Source organism: Aeromonas rivuli (genome assembly GCF_000820045.1).
GTDB classification, from domain to species: Bacteria; Pseudomonadota; Gammaproteobacteria; order Enterobacterales; family Aeromonadaceae; genus Aeromonas; species Aeromonas rivuli.
In genome coordinates this window covers 1-14,756 of the sequence record NZ_CDBJ01000003.1, presented here as the reverse complement: position 1 = coordinate 14,756, position 14,756 = coordinate 1, and the positions used below count along the sequence as shown (strand labels likewise).

At 60.6% G+C, this 14,756-nt stretch carries 13 protein-coding genes; 5 read left to right on the top strand and 8 right to left on the bottom strand.

The genetic code is table 11. The features are described 5' to 3' along the window. Positions 1 to 106: 106 nt before the first annotated feature. Positions 107 to 451 (bottom strand): RidA family protein, encoded by a 345-nt coding sequence (locus BN1130_RS00395; RefSeq protein WP_042039575.1) that lies wholly within the window; start codon positions 449 to 451, stop codon positions 107 to 109. A 26-nt stretch (positions 452 to 477) separates the two neighbouring features. Continuing rightward, positions 478 to 723: a sulfurtransferase TusA gene (tusA, locus tag BN1130_RS00390; protein ID WP_005903830.1), complete on the bottom strand. Its 246-nt coding sequence runs from the start codon at positions 721 to 723 to the stop codon at positions 478 to 480. A gap of 171 nt (positions 724 to 894) precedes the next feature. Between tusA and BN1130_RS00385 the strand changes: the two genes are divergently transcribed. Beyond that, positions 895 to 1,077, top strand: coding sequence for a hypothetical protein (locus BN1130_RS00385; RefSeq protein WP_005903828.1), 183 nt, complete (start codon positions 895 to 897; stop codon positions 1,075 to 1,077). Positions 1,078 to 1,143: 66 nt separating this feature from the next. On the opposite strand, the gene BN1130_RS00380 is transcribed toward BN1130_RS00385, so the two are convergent. The 6 genes from BN1130_RS00380 to BN1130_RS00355 form a co-directional block, all read right to left on the bottom strand. Beyond that, a complete protein-coding gene (locus BN1130_RS00380) occupies positions 1,144 to 2,382 on the bottom strand; it encodes an ABC transporter substrate-binding protein (protein ID WP_042039574.1) in 1,239 nt (412 codons plus the stop codon). A gap of 4 nt (positions 2,383 to 2,386) precedes the next feature. After that, the gene (locus BN1130_RS00375) at positions 2,387 to 3,829 is read right to left on the bottom strand and encodes an ATP-binding protein (RefSeq protein WP_042039573.1); all 1,443 of its coding nucleotides are present in this window, start codon (positions 3,827 to 3,829) and stop codon (positions 2,387 to 2,389) included. Positions 3,830 to 3,902: 73 nt separating this feature from the next. Next, positions 3,903 to 4,625 (bottom strand): response regulator, encoded by a 723-nt coding sequence (locus BN1130_RS00370; protein WP_042039572.1) that lies wholly within the window; start codon positions 4,623 to 4,625, stop codon positions 3,903 to 3,905. 254 nt (positions 4,626 to 4,879) lie between these two features. Next, entirely contained in the window at positions 4,880 to 6,043 is a 1,164-nt protein-coding gene (gene fadA / locus BN1130_RS00365; protein ID WP_042039571.1) for an acetyl-CoA C-acyltransferase FadA, read from the bottom strand. Between the two features lie 21 nt (positions 6,044 to 6,064). Further along, the gene (gene fadB, locus BN1130_RS00360; protein ID WP_042039570.1) at positions 6,065 to 8,212 is read right to left on the bottom strand and encodes a fatty acid oxidation complex subunit alpha FadB; all 2,148 of its coding nucleotides are present in this window, start codon (positions 8,210 to 8,212) and stop codon (positions 6,065 to 6,067) included. 291 nt (positions 8,213 to 8,503) lie between these two features. Next, entirely contained in the window at positions 8,504 to 10,462 is a 1,959-nt protein-coding gene (locus BN1130_RS00355) for an acetoacetate--CoA ligase (RefSeq protein ID WP_042039569.1), read from the bottom strand. A 191-nt stretch (positions 10,463 to 10,653) separates the two neighbouring features. Between BN1130_RS00355 and pepQ the strand changes: the two genes are divergently transcribed. The 4 genes from pepQ to hemG are packed head-to-tail and all read left to right on the top strand — an operon-like array spanning position 10,654 to position 14,619. Next, positions 10,654 to 11,976, top strand: coding sequence for a Xaa-Pro dipeptidase (gene pepQ, locus BN1130_RS00350; protein WP_042039603.1), 1,323 nt, complete (start codon positions 10,654 to 10,656; stop codon positions 11,974 to 11,976). Beyond that, a complete protein-coding gene (locus BN1130_RS00345) occupies positions 11,976 to 12,593 on the top strand; it encodes a YigZ family protein (protein ID WP_042039568.1) in 618 nt (205 codons plus the stop codon). The genes pepQ and BN1130_RS00345 overlap by 1 nt, the downstream gene beginning before the upstream one ends. Positions 12,594 to 12,629: 36 nt before the next feature. Continuing rightward, positions 12,630 to 14,087, top strand: a complete 1,458-nt coding sequence (locus tag BN1130_RS00340; RefSeq protein WP_042039567.1) for a TrkH family potassium uptake protein — start codon at positions 12,630 to 12,632, stop codon at positions 14,085 to 14,087. A 7-nt stretch (positions 14,088 to 14,094) separates the two neighbouring features. Further along, positions 14,095 to 14,619 carry a menaquinone-dependent protoporphyrinogen IX dehydrogenase gene (hemG, locus tag BN1130_RS00335; protein WP_042039566.1) on the top strand — a complete coding sequence of 175 codons (525 nt, stop codon included), beginning with the start codon at positions 14,095 to 14,097 and terminating at the stop codon, positions 14,617 to 14,619. Positions 14,620 to 14,756: the final 137 nt, after the last annotated feature.

The window sequence follows — 14,756 nt, the reverse complement described above, 5'->3', positions numbered from 1 at the left end:
GCGACCAGTTGCAGTTCGACGCGGTAGCCGGGCTTGGCCAGCTCGACCTGCACACAGGCCCGTACCGGCGCTGTGCCTACGCAAGCAAGCCAGGCATCCCCCGGATTTATACGGCGGCGACCAGTTGCAGTTCAACGCGGTAGCCGGGCTTGGCCAACTCGACCTGGACACAGGCCCGTACCGGCGCTTTGCCAGCGGGCAGCCAGGCATCCCACTGCTCGTTGAAGGCGGCAATGTCGGCAATGTCCTTGAGGTAGATGTTGGCCATCAGGATCTTGTCGACCCCGGAGCCGTTGGCTTCCAGCAACTGCGTGAGGCTGGCCAGCACTTCGCGAGTCTGGGTGTGGATGTCGGCGTCGACGCTGGTGGGCACCTCCACCACGTAGAGGGTGCCGTTGTGGATGACAACATCAGACCAGCGGGCCGTGGTGCCGATACGGGTAATCGTCATGGGGTGCTCCTGGAGAAAAGAGGGGCTTATGAGCCCTTGCGGATCAGATAGCGATAGGGCAGCTGTTCTGTCTCGCTGGCGATCAGGGTGTGATCCATGAAGCGGCAGAAGCTGGGAATGTCACGGGTGGTGGAGGGATCGTCGGCGCTGACCAGCAGGGTCTCACCCTGGGCCATCGTCCGGACGCGCTTGCGCACCATCATCACGGGTTCAGGGCAACGAAGCCCGATTGCATCCAGTTCATGGTTTGCATCGCAGAATAAATCACTCATCTATAGTCAACCTTCAACCTAATTCGCTGCCAATGATACCCAAGGCTAAAAAATAATCAAACCTGCAGCACTAATGTCAGTGGATGATACCAAAGTTCATCCTGACTCTATGCTGTGGTGGCCTGACGAGTAATATAAAAAATGCACCATATTCAACAAGGAGGTATGAATATGATCCAGTCACAAGGCAGATTGCAGGCCTATGCGGCCATGGGGTTCCTGGCGTTTTCCATGATAGTGCTGGGCAGCCCGATAGGAAATACCGGCACCTGGTTTGGCGCCATGGTGATGATCGGGCTGGGGCTCTGGATTGAGCTGAGCGATTACTACGAGGATGACGAAGAGGACCTCTGACTCGCTTCCTGACAGGGCATATCAAACAAGGCGAGCATGGCTCGCCTTGTTTATGTCTGCTGGTATCTAGCGCGCCGAGCGGATCGCCCGGGCCAGGTGCAGGGCCGTCTGCTCGGCATTGGCCCGGCCATCGTTAAAGTAGTTGCTCAGCACATCCATGATGGCCTGACGCATGTTGGTCGGGGTGGCCATGCCTTCCGCCATGCTGGGTAGCAGGGTGCCATTCTGTTCCGCAATCTTGAAATCCCGGTACGCCTTGATGGCGCAGCGATCGAACTGGCTCATGTCCGGCTGGATCAGGGCCGGGATAGAGCCCTTTATCCGGTTGAAAGTCTGTTGGAAGTGGGGCGTCATCAGCAACCTGGCGAGCTCCCCCTGGGCCTGGGTCTGGGCAGGATCCCGCTGCTTGAACATGGCGATGGAGTCCAGGTTGTAACTGAACAGCCCCTGGCTGCCGGGGCTCGGCAGACACTCGATATCTTCCCCCGGTCGGTAGTTGCCAGCACTCAGCTCCCCCTTCACCCAGTCCCCCATGATCTGCATGGCGGCCTCGCCGGTCTCCAGCTGGCCGGTGGCCAGGTGCCATTTCAGGCCGGTAAAGCGTTGCGGCACATAGGCGCGCAGCTGGTGGAAGCGCGACAGCACCCTCACCATGTCAGGGCCGGTCAGGGTCGCCTCATCCTGTTTGAGGAAGGCGTTGCGATAGAAGTCTACTCCGCCCTCGCCCAGCGCCACCGCCTCAAACAACACCGCCAGCTGCCAGGGCTCATTGCCTATGGCTAGCGGGGTGATGCCCTGCGCCTTGAGCTGCTCGGCCACCGCCATGAACTGGCTCCAGTCGGTCGGTGGGGTCAGATCGAGGCGTTCGAACACCTTGCGGTTGAGCCACAGCCAGTTGACGCGATGGATGCCGGTTGGCACCGCCATCAAGGCGCCGTTCTGGCTCAGGGTTTCGCGCACCATGGGAGGCAACTGCGGGTACCAGCCGAGGTGTTCGGCCATGGGGCTGAGGTCGCGCAAAAAGCCGAGCCCGGCCCACTCCTTGAGTTCATAACCCTTGAGGTGCGCCGCCTCTGGCGGGTTGGCGGCCAGTGCTCTGCTCTTTAATACCGTCATGGCGCTCTTGCCGCCGCCACCCTGGACGGCGAAGTCATTCCATTGATTGCCAAGGGCCGCCCACTCGGATTTGAGTTCGGTCACCGCCTTGGCCTCGCCGCCGGAGGTCCACCAGTGCAGGACTTCGACCTGGGAGGCGAGTGCTGGCAGGGAGATCAGAGTGAACAGAGAGAGAGAAAGCCACTTCATGGGATCATTGCCTTGGTAGGGAGAGGGTGGCTTGCAAGCCGCCCTGGGGACGATTTTCCAGCACCAGATCGCCGCCATGGGCGTGGGCTATGTTGCGGGCAATACCCAGCCCCAAGCCAGTACCAGCCTGATCCTGGCTGAGCCGGACATAGGGTTCGAAGATGCGCTCAAACTGATCTTCCGGCAGGCCGGGACCCTGGTCCAGGATGAAGAGGATCAGCATCTCTTCGTCATCCATGACGATGATGCGTACCTGTTGGCCGTATCTGATGCCGTTGTCCACCAGATTGCCGATGCAACGCTTGAGGGCCAGCGACTTGCCGCGATAAGGCCACTTGCACTGGCCCTCTATGATGAGGCGCTCCTCGTGCAGGTTCATGGCCTCGGCCATCTGCTCCAGCATGGCGTTGACGTCGATGAGCTCGATGTTCTCGTGGATGTCGGTCTCTTTGACGGTCTGCAGCGCACCCTTCACCATCAACTCCAGCTCGTCCAGATCCTTGTTGAACTTGGCGATCTGGGTCTCGTCATCGAGCAGTTCGACCCGCAGCCGCAACCGGGTGATGGGGGTCTTGAGATCGTGGGAGATGGAGCTGAACAGCCGCTCCCTGTCATCGATATAGCGACGGATGCGATGCTGCATGATGTTGAAGGCGCGGGTGGCCGCCACTATCTCGGAGGCCCCTTCCTCCTTGAGCTGGGGCTGATCGATGTCCTTGCCGAGGTTGACTGCCGCCTTGGCGAGACGGCGCAGGGGCCGGGTCTGCCAGCGTACCAGCAAGAAGGTGAAGAAGCAGAGAAACACCGTCATCAGGGCGATGAAGCGCACCTGGTTGCTCGGCATCACCGTATCGTCGAGGGTCATGTAGGGGGCGGGCAGCAGCGCCGCCAGATAGAGCCACTCTCCCGGCTCTATCTCGATCTGGGTCACCAGCACCGGCGGGTTGATGGGTTCCAGCGACAGGGTGTAGCGGGCCCAGGAGGAGGGCAGATCCGCCAGCAGGGTGTCGTTGTTGAACACATGGAGGTCATCGGGGCGGGAGAAATCCACCTTGATCACCATGGCATCGGAGAGCTTGCGATTGAGCACCCCCTGCACCTCGCTGAGCACCAGCGTCTTGCGTTCACTGTCCGGGATGGCGCTGATCTTTATCTCCTCTTCGTTCAATGAGACGAAGAAGCGGCTGCCCCCCATGTTGCGCAGCTGATCCAGGGCAATATGGCGATATTGCAGGGGCAGGGACTTGAAGAAGTTGACGGTCGAGGCCGCCGACAGGGCCAGGTTGCGAGTGGTGCTGAGCATGCCTTCCAGCTCCCGCTTCTGGATCTGCTGCATCCAGATGCCGGTGAGTATGGTCTGGGAGAGCAGGATGGCGAGCAGCAGCAACAGCAGCATGCGTGACAGCAGGGAGCGGGGCACCAGCACCCGCCAGAGCTGGCCCATCATGGCGTCATGCCCCGTGAGGGGCGCGCATGACCCGCCGGGGAGGCGGATCGCGGCGCAGGGGCCAGAGCACCCCTCATGGCAACTCGTGCACTTCGGCGATCAGCATATAGCCGCTGCCGCGTATGGTCTTGATGATGCGCGGGCTCTTGCCGTTGTCACCCAGCTTCTGGCGCAGGCGGCTGATCTGCACGTCGATGCCGCGCTCCATCGGCAGACTCTCGCGGCCACGGGTGGCGTCGGAGATGGTATCTCTGTCCAGTACCTGGCCCGGCTGCTGCAAAAACATGTTGAGCAACACGAAGTCACTGCCGGAAAGATCCAGCAGGCTGCCATCCTCGTGGGTCAGCTGGTGGCTGAGGGTGTCCAGGGTCCACTCGGCGAACTGTAAACGGCGACTCGGCTCCTTCTCTTTTGTCGGCTGACGGAACTCGGCGCGGCGCAGCAGCGCCTTGATGCGGGCCTGCAGCTCGCGCGGGCTGAACGGCTTGGCGATGTAGTCGTCGGCACCGAGTTCGAGGCCGATCACCCGGTCTGCCTCATCGGAGGCGGCGGTCAGCATGATGATGGGCACCTGGGAGTCGCGACGGATCTGCTGGCAGAGGGTAAAGCCGTCATCACCGGGCATCATGATGTCCAGTATGATCAGGTCCGGGCTATGACGACTGAGCTGCTGACGCATCTCGTTGCCCTCCGCCGCCGTCAATACCTGAAAGCCGGCCCGGGTCAGGTATTCGTTGAGCAGTTCACGGATCTCTTGGTCGTCATCGACGATCAGCAGTTGTTTGCTCGTTGACATATGTATGTGCATCCACCCATTTTTTGTGCAGATTGAACCTGTCGGGGGGGCAAAAAGCAAGCAAACCCCCTATCTAATGTGAGGTTAGGGGCATTATCGCCACCGTTTGGCCGCATTAAACGAAAAAAGGCCGACCCAAACGGGGCGGCCAAGCGCATGGTTCCGACTGCTGGACGCCATCCCGTGTGATGGCGCCGCCGGACGCTACTTACTCATGGCGCCCGGGTGGCCCCGGGCGTGCTGTCTGCTTTACATCACACTCGCTCGAACACGGTCGCTATGCCCTGGCCCAGACCGATACACATGGTCGCCAGACCCAGGGTGGCATCCTTCTCCTCCATCAGATTGATGAGCGTCGTGGAGATGCGGGCGCCGGAGCAGCCCAGCGGGTGGCCCAGGGCGATGGCGCCGCCGTTCAGGTTCACCTTCTCATCCATCTGCTCGAGCAGACCCAGATCCTTGGCACAGGGCAGTGACTGGGCGGCAAAGGCCTCGTTCAGCTCGACCAAGTCGATGTCAGCCATGGTCAGACCGGCACGTTTGAGCGCCTTCTGGGTCGCAGGCACAGGGCCGTAACCCATGATGGCGGCGTCGCAGCCAGCGACGGCCATGGCGCGCACCCGGGCGCGCGGGGTCAGCCCCAGCGCCTTGGCACGATCCGCGCTCATCAGCAGCATGGCGGAGGCTCCGTCGGACAGGGCCGAGGAGGTACCGGCGGTGACGGTACCGTTGACCGGGTCGAACACCGGGCGCAACTGGCTCAGGACATCGACCGTGGTCTCCGGGCGGATCACCTCGTCGTAGTCATAGAAGAAGCGGGCGCCGCTGGCGTCATGGCCTTCCAGTCCGACGATCTCCTTGGCGAAGCGCCCTTCCACGGTCGCGGCATAGGCGCGGCGGTGGGAGCGGGCGGCAAACTCGTCCTGCTGCTGACGGCTGATGCCGTGCAGCTTGCCCAGCATCTCGGCGGTCAGCCCCATCATGCCGGAGGCTTTCGCCACCGACTTGGCCATGCCGGGGTGGAAGTCGACCCCGTGGCTCATGGGCACGTGACCCATGTGCTCGACGCCGCCGATGATGAAGATATCCCCATCACCCACCTGAATGGCACGGGAAGCATCATGCAGCGCCTGCATGGAGGAGCCACACAGCCGGTTGACGGTGACGGCGCCCACCTGCTTGGGAATACCGGCCAGCAGGGCGGCGTTGCGGGCTATGTTGAAGCCCTGCTCCAGGGTCTGCTGGACGCAGCCCCAGTAGATGTCCTCGATCTCGTTCGGGTCGAGGTTGGGGTTGCGCAGCAGGATGGAGCTCATCAGGTGCGCGGAGAGATCTTCTGCACGCACGTTGCGAAAGGCCCCGCCCTTGGACCGGCCCATGGGGGTCCGGATACAGTCGACAATGACTACGTCTTTCATGAATGGATCTCCTTTGCGCAATCAGTAGAAGGTTTTGCCCTGGGCGGCCATCTCACGCAAGCGGTCGCTGACGCGGTAGAGCGGGCCCAGGTCGGCATACTGGTCGGCTTGGGCCACGTAAGCGTCCAGACCTATGGTGTCCAGATAGCGGAACACGCCGCCGCGGAAGGGAGGGAAGCCCAGACCGTAGACCAGTGCTATGTCGGCCTCGGCCGGCGTGGCGACTATGCCCTCTTCCAGACAGAGCACCACCTCGTTGATCATGGGGATCATCATGCGGGCTATGATGGCGTCCTTGTCGAACTCCTGCTTCGGCTTGGCGATGGGGGTCAGCAGCTCGTAAGCAGCAGCGTCGGCCACCTTCTTCGGCTTGCCCTTCTTGTCCTGCTCGTAGGCGTAGAAGCCCTTGCCATTCTTCTGGCCGAAGCGGCTGGCGTCATACATCACGTCGATGGCGGTACGACCTTCCTTGCTCATGCGCGCCGGGAAGCCTTGTGCCATGACGTCACCGGCATGGTGACCGGTGTCGATGCCGACTACGTCCAGCAGATAGGCGGGGCCCATGGGCCAGCCGAACTCCTTCTCCATCACCTTGTCGACCGCAGCGAAGTCGGCGCCATCGGCAACCAGCTTGTTGAAGCCGAAGAAGTAGGGGAACAGCACCCGGTTGACGAAGAAGCCCGGGCAGTCGTTGACTACGACCGGGGACTTGCCCATGGCGGCGGCATAGGCCACCACGCGGTTGATGGTGTCGTCCGACGTCTGCTCGCCGCGGATGATCTCCACCAGGGGCATGCGGTGCACCGGGTTGAAGAAGTGCATGCCGCAGAAGTTCTCGGGGCGCTTCAGCCCCTTGGCCAGCAGGGAGATGGGAATGGTGGAGGTGTTGCTGGCGAGCACGGCGTCGTCGCCGAGAACGGCTTCCACTTCGCCCAGCACGGCGGCCTTCACCTTGGGATTCTCGACCACGGCTTCGACCACCAGATCCACGTGCTTGACGCTGTCATAGCTGAGGGTCGGGGTGATGGCGGAGAGCACCTGGCCCATCTTGATGCCGTCGATGCGGCCCTTCTCGAGCTGGCCGTTGAGCAGCTTGGTGGCTTCGCCCATGCCAAGCGCCAGCGCCTTCTCGTTGATGTCCTTCATCACCGCCGGAATGCCCTTGCTGGCGGATTGGTAGGCGATGCCGCCCCCCATGATGCCTGCGCCCAGTACGGCGGCGTGGCTGGTGGCCTTGGCTGCCTGCTTGGCCGCCTTCTTGGCCAGCGCCTTGATGTGCTGATCGTTGAGGAAGATGCCGACCAGCGCCTTGGCGACGTCGGTCTTGGCCAGCTTGATGAAACCTTGCGCCTCGACGTTGAGGGCTTCGTCGCGGCTCATGCCGGCGGCGGCCTCGACGGTCTTCACTGCGGTCATGGGCGCCGGATAGTGCTTGCCCGCCACGGCGGCAACCATGCCGGCGGCTGTGGTGAAGCTCATCATGGCTTCCAGCTTGGAGAGGCGCAGCGGCGCTTTCTTGGCGGCGCGACGACTCTGCCAGTCCAGCTTGCCCGCGATGGCGTCTCTCATCATCTGCACCGCAGCGCTCTGCAGCGCAGCGGGGGCGACCACGGCGTCGATGGCACCTACCTTGAGGGCGTCATCGGCACGGACATCCTTGCCTGTGGTGATCCACTCCAGGGCGTTGTCGGCGCCGATAAGGCGCGGCAGACGGACTGTGCCGCCAAAGCCCGGCATGATGCCGAGTTTGGTCTCGGGCAGGCCGATCTTGGCGGTGGTGTCAGCCAGACGGAAATCGGTGGAGAGTATGGTCTCGCAGCCGCCGCCCAGGGCGTGGCCCTTGATGGCGGACAGGGTTGGCACCGGCAGATCTTCGATGGCGCTGAAGATGTCGTTGGCCTTTTTCAGCCAGCCGAGCAGATCGTCTTGCGGCAGGCTGAACAGTTCCAGGAATTCGGTGATGTCGGCGCCGACGATAAAGGCGTCTTTGCCGGAGGTGAGGATCAGACCCTTCAAATCGGCTTGTTGCTGTAATGCGGCGATCGCTTCGCTCAGCGAGAGCAGGGTAGCGCGATCCAGCTTGTTGACTGAACCCGGGGCATCAAACCTCAGCTCGGCAATGCCGTGTTCGAGGTAGCTGACCGACAGGGTTTCGCCTTGGTAGATCATGAGAGTGTCTCCTTGTTCCCACGCGGTGGGGGGCTTGGCTCCTTTCTCCCCAGCAGGGGGCGAGGCTCACTATTGATCCAAAGAGTGACAATTTCAACACCTATTTAAAACATTTGTTTAACAGTGTTTGAGTAAATGCTCTTGGCCGTGATCCGGGTCTACATTAGGAAAAAAAGAGGCGCCAGGACGGCGCCACTACGGGGGAGTAGGAAGGGTAGACTTGGCTAGCAGGTCAAGGTCGCCATGGATTCGGCCCCAGTACTCCTTGCGGAACAACCAGGGCTGGGGTCCCTAGCAGGCGAGCTCCGGTCGGTTGCGATACTGATCCAGGACATCGGGATCGGCCAGGGCATGGGTGTTGTTGACGGGCCTGTTGTGCACCACCTCCCGCACCGCCAGCTCGACGATTTTTCCGGACTTGGTACGGGGAATGGCATCCACCTGCAGGATGCGGGCGGGTACGTGGCGAGCGGTACAGTGGTTGCGGATCTGCTGGCGAATGCGATCACGCAAAGGGTCGTCCAGCGTGAGGCCGGGCTTGAGCTTGATGAAGAGCACCACCCGCTCGTCCTGTTGCCACTGCTGGCCGATGACGATGCTCTCCTCCACCTCGTCGAGCTGCTCCACGTAGCGGTAGATCTCGCTGGTGCCGATCCGCACGCCACCGGGGTTGAGGGTGGCATCGGAGCGACCATAAAAGAGGATGCCACCAGTGTCGGTCAGTTCAATCCAGTCGCCGTGGCACCAGATGTTGTCGAAGCGATCGAAATAGGCGGCGTGGTATTTGTCGCCACTCTCGTCACCCCAGAAACCGACAGGTTGGGCCGGGAAGGGCTTGGTGCAGACCAGCTCTCCCTTCTCCCCCTGTACCGCTTGGCCCGCCTCGTTGAATACCTGCACCGCCAGCCCCAGGCCGCGTCCCTGGCTCTCACCCCGATAGACGGGGCTGATGGGGTTGCCGATGACGAAGCAGGAGCAGATGTCGGTGCCGCCGGAGATGGAGCTCAGTTGCACATCCTGCTTGATCCCCTGATAGACATAGTCAAACCCCTCCGGCGACAGCACAGATCCGGTGCTGCAGATGAGGCGCAGGTGCGGCAAGTCATGGGTATTGATCGGGGCATAGCCCTGCTTGTGCAGGGCATCCAGGTATTTCGCCGAGGTGCCGAACAGACTGACCTGCTCATCTCGGGCCAGATCCCACAGCACATTGCCATCGGGGTAGAAGGGGGAGCCATCATAGAGCACCAGGGTGGCGCCGGAAGCCAGCGCACTCGCCAGCCAGTTCCACATCATCCAGCCGCAGGTGGTGAAGTAGAACACCCGCTCCCCCGGCTTGATGTCACAGTGCAGCTGGTGCTCCTTGAGATGCTGGAGCAGGGTGCCACCTATGCCGTGCACTATGCACTTGGGTTTGCCGGTGGTGCCGGATGAATAGAGGATATAAAGAGGATCGTTGAAGGCCATGGGCTCGAAGCGCAGGCTGGCGCCCTCTTGGCTGGCGAGTAGCTGATGCCAGTCTTGGCGGGGGAGGTTGTCGGCCCCGGCATGGTTCGACGTCAGACCGAGCAGCGGGATCAGGATGAGATGTTCCAGACTGTCGAGCTGGCAGGCCACCTTGGTGACCTTGTCCTGGATATCGACCGCCTTGCCGTTATAGCGATAGCCATCGACGGCAAACAGCACCTTTGGCCGAGTCTGGCCGAAGCGTTCCACCACGCTGGCTTCACCGAAGTCCGGGCTGGTGGAGGTCCAGATAGCCCCCAGACTGGTGGCGGCCAGCATGGCAACCAGCGCCTCCGGGATATTGGGCAGGTAGCCGGCAACCACGTCGCCCTTGCCAATGCCCTGACCACGCAGCCACTGAGCCAGACTGGCGACCTGCTGCCCCAGTTCACGCCAGCTAAGTGTGCGGCGCTGGCTGCCTTCCAGGCTGGCGATGATGGCCGGACTCTCGTCCTGGCGACGCAACAGGTTCTCGGCGAAGTTGAGCCGGCTGTCCGGAAACCAGCGTGCGTGCTGCATCTCCTGGCGGTTCTCCGCCACTATGTTGCCAAGCTCCCCCTTGACGCCACAGTGCTGCCACACCAGGGGCCAGAAGCGGGTGGTCTTCTCCACCGACCATTGATAGAGCTCGGCGTAGCTGTGCAGCTGCAGGCCATGGAAGCGATTGACCTCGCCCATGAACTGATGAAGGTTGGATTGGCTGATCCTGGCCTGGTCCGGTTGCCACAGGCGGCGGTTGTGCATTGAGTAGTCCCTGACTGCATATGTCTACCGGCAGTGTATTGAATTGTTTTTTATTTGTTAATGGTGAGTTTGCTTTTAATAACAAGTGCCCTGTCACTCATGCTTTACCTCACGAAGCCAAGGGTTGACGGGTCGAGGCACCTCGCGCTTGATGTTATGCTGGGTTAACAACCATGTCGGAGCAGGATGCCATGAGCAGTTACAGCCAACTTTTCGCCCAGCACATCGAGACCTTGCAGCGCCGTACCCGCGACATATTGCAGCAGCAAGGGCTCAGCGGTCTGGCCATACATGCCGGTCAGACCCATCGCATCTTCCTCGATGATCAGGATTACCCCTTCAAGGTGAATCCCCACTTCAAGGCCTGGCTGCCGGTGCTGGACAACCCCCACTGCTGGCTGCTGGTGGATGGGGTGAGCAAGCCCGTCTTGTTGTTCTATCGACCGGTGGATTTCTGGCACAAGGTGGCGGACTTGCCCAATGCCTTCTGGGTCGATTTCTTCGATATTCGTTTCCTGACCAAACCGGAACAGGTAGCTGACCACCTGCCCGCCGACAAGCAGACATGGGCCTATCTGGGGGGGCATCTCGAGGTAGCCGGGCTGTTGGGACTGACCCAGCCCAATCCAGAAGCCGTGCTCAACTATCTGCATTATCACCGGGCTTACAAGACTGACTACGAGCTGGAGTGTCTGCGCGAGGCGAACCGGCTCGGGGTGCGTGGCCACATCGCCGCCAAGGAGTCCTTCATGGCGGGGGCGAGCGAATTCGAGATCAACCTGACCTATATGAAGGCGGTAGGACAGGGGGCCAATGAGGCGCCCTACGGCAACATCGTCGCCATCAACCGCAATGCCGCCATCTTGCACTATACCCAGCTCTCCCATCAGCGAGTGGCCGATATCGATCGCCACTCCTTCCTGATCGATGCCGGCGTCGATTTCCACGGTTATGCCTCGGACATCACCCGCACCTGGGCCTGGCGTCGTGGCGAATTTGCCGACTTGATCACCGCCATGGACGAGCAGCAGCAGGCCATCATCGACGAGATCAAGCCGGGACGCCGCTACACAGAGCTGCATCAGCAGATGCACCACAGGCTGGCGCGGTTGCTGCAATCGGTCGAGCTGGTCGACATGTCGGTGGACGAGATGATAGGCACAGGCGTCACCAATGTGTTCTTCCCTCATGGTCTCGGCCATTTCCTCGGCTTGCAGGTCCATGATGCGGGTGGCTTCATGCAGGATGAGCGTGGCACCCATCTTTCTGCACCCGAACAGTTCCCCTACCTGCGTTGCACCCGGGTGATGGAGCCGGGCCAGGTATTCACCATAGAACCCGGCCTCTACTTCATTGACAGCCTGCTCGAGCCCCTGCAAGGCAGCGAGCAGGGCAAGCGAGTCAATTGGCAGAAGGTAGACGCGCTGCGGCCGTTTGGCGGCATCCGCATCGAGGACAACATAGTGCTGCACAGCCATGGGGTGGAGAATCTCACCAGGCAGGCCGGGCTCTGATGGACTCGGGTTATCCGGTACCGATGGCAGGGGTCGAGGTGAGCGAGGAGATCAAGAAGAGCCGTTTCATCACCTTGCTTGGCCATGCTCCGACGGTCGCGGCAGCCAAGGCCTGGATAGAGGCGGTACGCCGAGCCCACCCGGGGGCCCGCCACCACTGCTGGGCCTTCGTTGCAGGGGCCCCCAAGGATAGCCAGGTGTATGGTTTCAGTGACGATGGCGAACCATCGGGGACTGCGGGCAAGCCCATGCTGGCGCAACTGATGGGGTCCGGGGTCGGCGAGATAGCCGCCGTGGGGGTGCGCTACTATGGCGGCGTTCTGCTCGGTACCGGGGGCCTGGTCAAGGCCTATGGCGGTGGGGTGGGGATGGCACTCAAGGCGCTCACCACCCGGCACAAGGTAGCCCTGCGCCCCTCGCTCATCGAGTGTGACTATGGGGACATGGGGGTAATTGATGCCCTGTTGCTGAGTCATCATGGTCAGGTGTGTCAGTCGGATTACGGCCAGCGGGTACGGCTCGAAGTCGACTGGGCAAGCACGGATTGGCAGCAGGTCAACCAGATGCTGACCGATAGAACGCACGGGCGGGTATCTCTGCAGCCCATAGATGGCTAGAATCCATCGCTGTTTTATTGCCGAGGCGGGGCCTGCATGCACATTCTGAGTATTATCCGCATCGTTGGCCTGCTGGTGGCGCTGTTCAGCTCGACCATGTTGCTGCCCGCTCTGGTGGCCTTTGGCTATCGGGATGGGGGCGGCTCCGAATTTGTCGGAGCCTTCTTCATCGCCCTGCTGCTTGGCCTGCTGCTCTGGTTTCCCAATCGGCATCATAAGAAAGAGCTGAGGTCGAAAGAGGGTTTCCTCATCGTTGTACTGTTCTGGACTGTGCTTGGCAGTGTGGGGGCTCTGCCCTTTATGCTGGGCGAAGTGCCGGACATGAGCGTGTCGGAATCCTTCTTCGAATCTTTCTCCGGGCTGACTACCACGGGGGCGACCGTGCTCACCGGGCTCGATGAGTTACCCAAGGCCTTCCTGTTCTATCGCCAACTGCTGCAATGGCTCGGCGGCATGGGTATCATAGTGCTGGCGGTCGCCATATTGCCCATTCTTGGCATAGGCGGCATGCAGCTCTATCGCGCCGAGATCCCGGGGCCGGTCAAAGACAACAAGGTGACACCGCGCATCGCCGAGACCGCCAAGGCGCTCTGGTACATCTATCTCTTTATTACTCTCAGTTGTGCCCTGGCCTATTGGATGGCGGGCATGACCATGTTCGATGCCATCTGCCACTCCTTCTCCACCGTGGCCATCGGCGGCTTCTCGACCCATGATGCCAGCATCGGCTACTTCAATAGCAGTGCCATCAATCTCATCACTGTGCTGTTTCTCATGGTTGCCGGGGTGAATTTCACCCTGCACTTCGCGGCCTTCGCGCACAGACCCATGCGCCTCTATGTTTATCTGAAGGACCCCGAGGTAAAGGTGTTTGTTGCCTTGCAACTGGGACTGACCCTGATCTGCTTCCTGGTGTTGATGCGCCATGTCAGCTATGACAGTTGGGGGGAGACCCTGGACCATGCGCTATTCCAGTCTGTCTCCATTGCGACCACGGCCGGTTACAGCACCACGGGGTTCTCCGAGTGGCCGCTGTTTCTGCCGATCCTGCTGATGCTTGCCTCCTTCGTGGGTGGCTGCGCGGGCAGTACTGGCGGTGGCATCAAGGTAGTACGGTTAATGTTGCTGCATCTGCAGGGGATGAGAGAGCTGAAGCGCCTCGTCCACCCGCGCGCCGTCTACCGGATTAAACTGGGTAACAAGGCGCTGTCCGAGCGGGTGATAGAGGCGGTCTGGGGCTTCTTTGCCGCCTATGCCACGATTTTCATCCTTTGTATGCTGGGCTTGATTGCAACGGGTATGAATGAGTTGACGGCGTTCTCCGCCGTGGTGGCCTCCCTCAATAACCTGGGCCCTGGCCTGGGAGAGGTGGCGCCTCATTTTGCCAACACCACGGATGCCGCAAAATGGATCATGATCATCGCTATGCTGTTTGGTCGATTGGAAATTTTTACACTTCTGGTACTGTTAACCCCTGCATTCTGGCGTAGTTGAGGTAGGTATGGATAAGATTTTGGTGCTTTATTCCTCACGGGATGGTCAAACCCGAAAAATCATTGATGTCATGCTGGAGGAGATGCCGGGATGTGAGGTCGTCACACATGATCTGCACAGCTTGCCCATGTGCAACCTCAGCAAGTTCAAGAAGGTGTTGATCGGTGCATCGATCCGCTATGGCCATTTTCATCCCAGCCTGCTCAGCTTCATCCACGCTCACCATGAACAGCTGGAAGTGGCCAATGCGGCTTTCTTCTGCGTCAACCTGACCGCCCGCAAGCCAGAGAAGCAGACACCGCAAACCAACGCCTATATGAAGAAGTTTCTGCGTAGCTCGCCCTGGAAGCCAAAGAACCTGGGCGTTTTTGCCGGTGCATTGCAATATTCCAAGTACAACTGGTGGCAGACCCGCATCATCCAGCTGATCATGAAGGTCACGGGTGGCAGCACTGATACCAGCAAAGACATAGAGTTTACCGATTGGGACAAGGTGCGAGTCTTTGCTCGCGACTTCTGGCAAAAACGCTAATACATCTCTTCTGATGCCCTTGGCCCCGCTGATGCGGGGCTTTTATTCGATAGTTGGTGGTTAAATCGCCACTCGACAAGAAATCGTTAGAAAAGCACACTTTTTTACAGAAACCCCCTTGCCAGCGCATTTCAACT

Coding starts and splice junctions, on each gene's coding strand:
- BN1130_RS00395 (WP_042039575.1), bottom strand. CDS start 451: ATGACGATTACCCGTATCGGCACCACGGCCCGCTGGTCTGATGTTGTC.
- tusA (WP_005903830.1), bottom strand. CDS start 723: ATGAGTGATTTATTCTGCGATGCAAACCATGAACTGGATGCAATCGGG.
- BN1130_RS00385 (WP_005903828.1), top strand. CDS start 895: ATGATCCAGTCACAAGGCAGATTGCAGGCCTATGCGGCCATGGGGTTC.
- BN1130_RS00380 (WP_042039574.1), bottom strand. CDS start 2,382: ATGAAGTGGCTTTCTCTCTCTCTGTTCACTCTGATCTCCCTGCCAGCA.
- BN1130_RS00375 (WP_042039573.1), bottom strand. CDS start 3,829: ATGATGGGCCAGCTCTGGCGGGTGCTGGTGCCCCGCTCCCTGCTGTCA.
- BN1130_RS00370 (WP_042039572.1), bottom strand. CDS start 4,625: ATGTCAACGAGCAAACAACTGCTGATCGTCGATGACGACCAAGAGATC.
- fadA (WP_042039571.1), bottom strand. CDS start 6,043: ATGAAAGACGTAGTCATTGTCGACTGTATCCGGACCCCCATGGGCCGG.
- fadB (WP_042039570.1), bottom strand. CDS start 8,212: ATGATCTACCAAGGCGAAACCCTGTCGGTCAGCTACCTCGAACACGGC.
- BN1130_RS00355 (WP_042039569.1), bottom strand. CDS start 10,462: ATGCACAACCGCCGCCTGTGGCAACCGGACCAGGCCAGGATCAGCCAA.
- pepQ (WP_042039603.1), top strand. CDS start 10,654: ATGAGCAGTTACAGCCAACTTTTCGCCCAGCACATCGAGACCTTGCAG.
- BN1130_RS00345 (WP_042039568.1), top strand. CDS start 11,976: ATGGACTCGGGTTATCCGGTACCGATGGCAGGGGTCGAGGTGAGCGAG.
- BN1130_RS00340 (WP_042039567.1), top strand. CDS start 12,630: ATGCACATTCTGAGTATTATCCGCATCGTTGGCCTGCTGGTGGCGCTG.
- hemG (WP_042039566.1), top strand. CDS start 14,095: ATGGATAAGATTTTGGTGCTTTATTCCTCACGGGATGGTCAAACCCGA.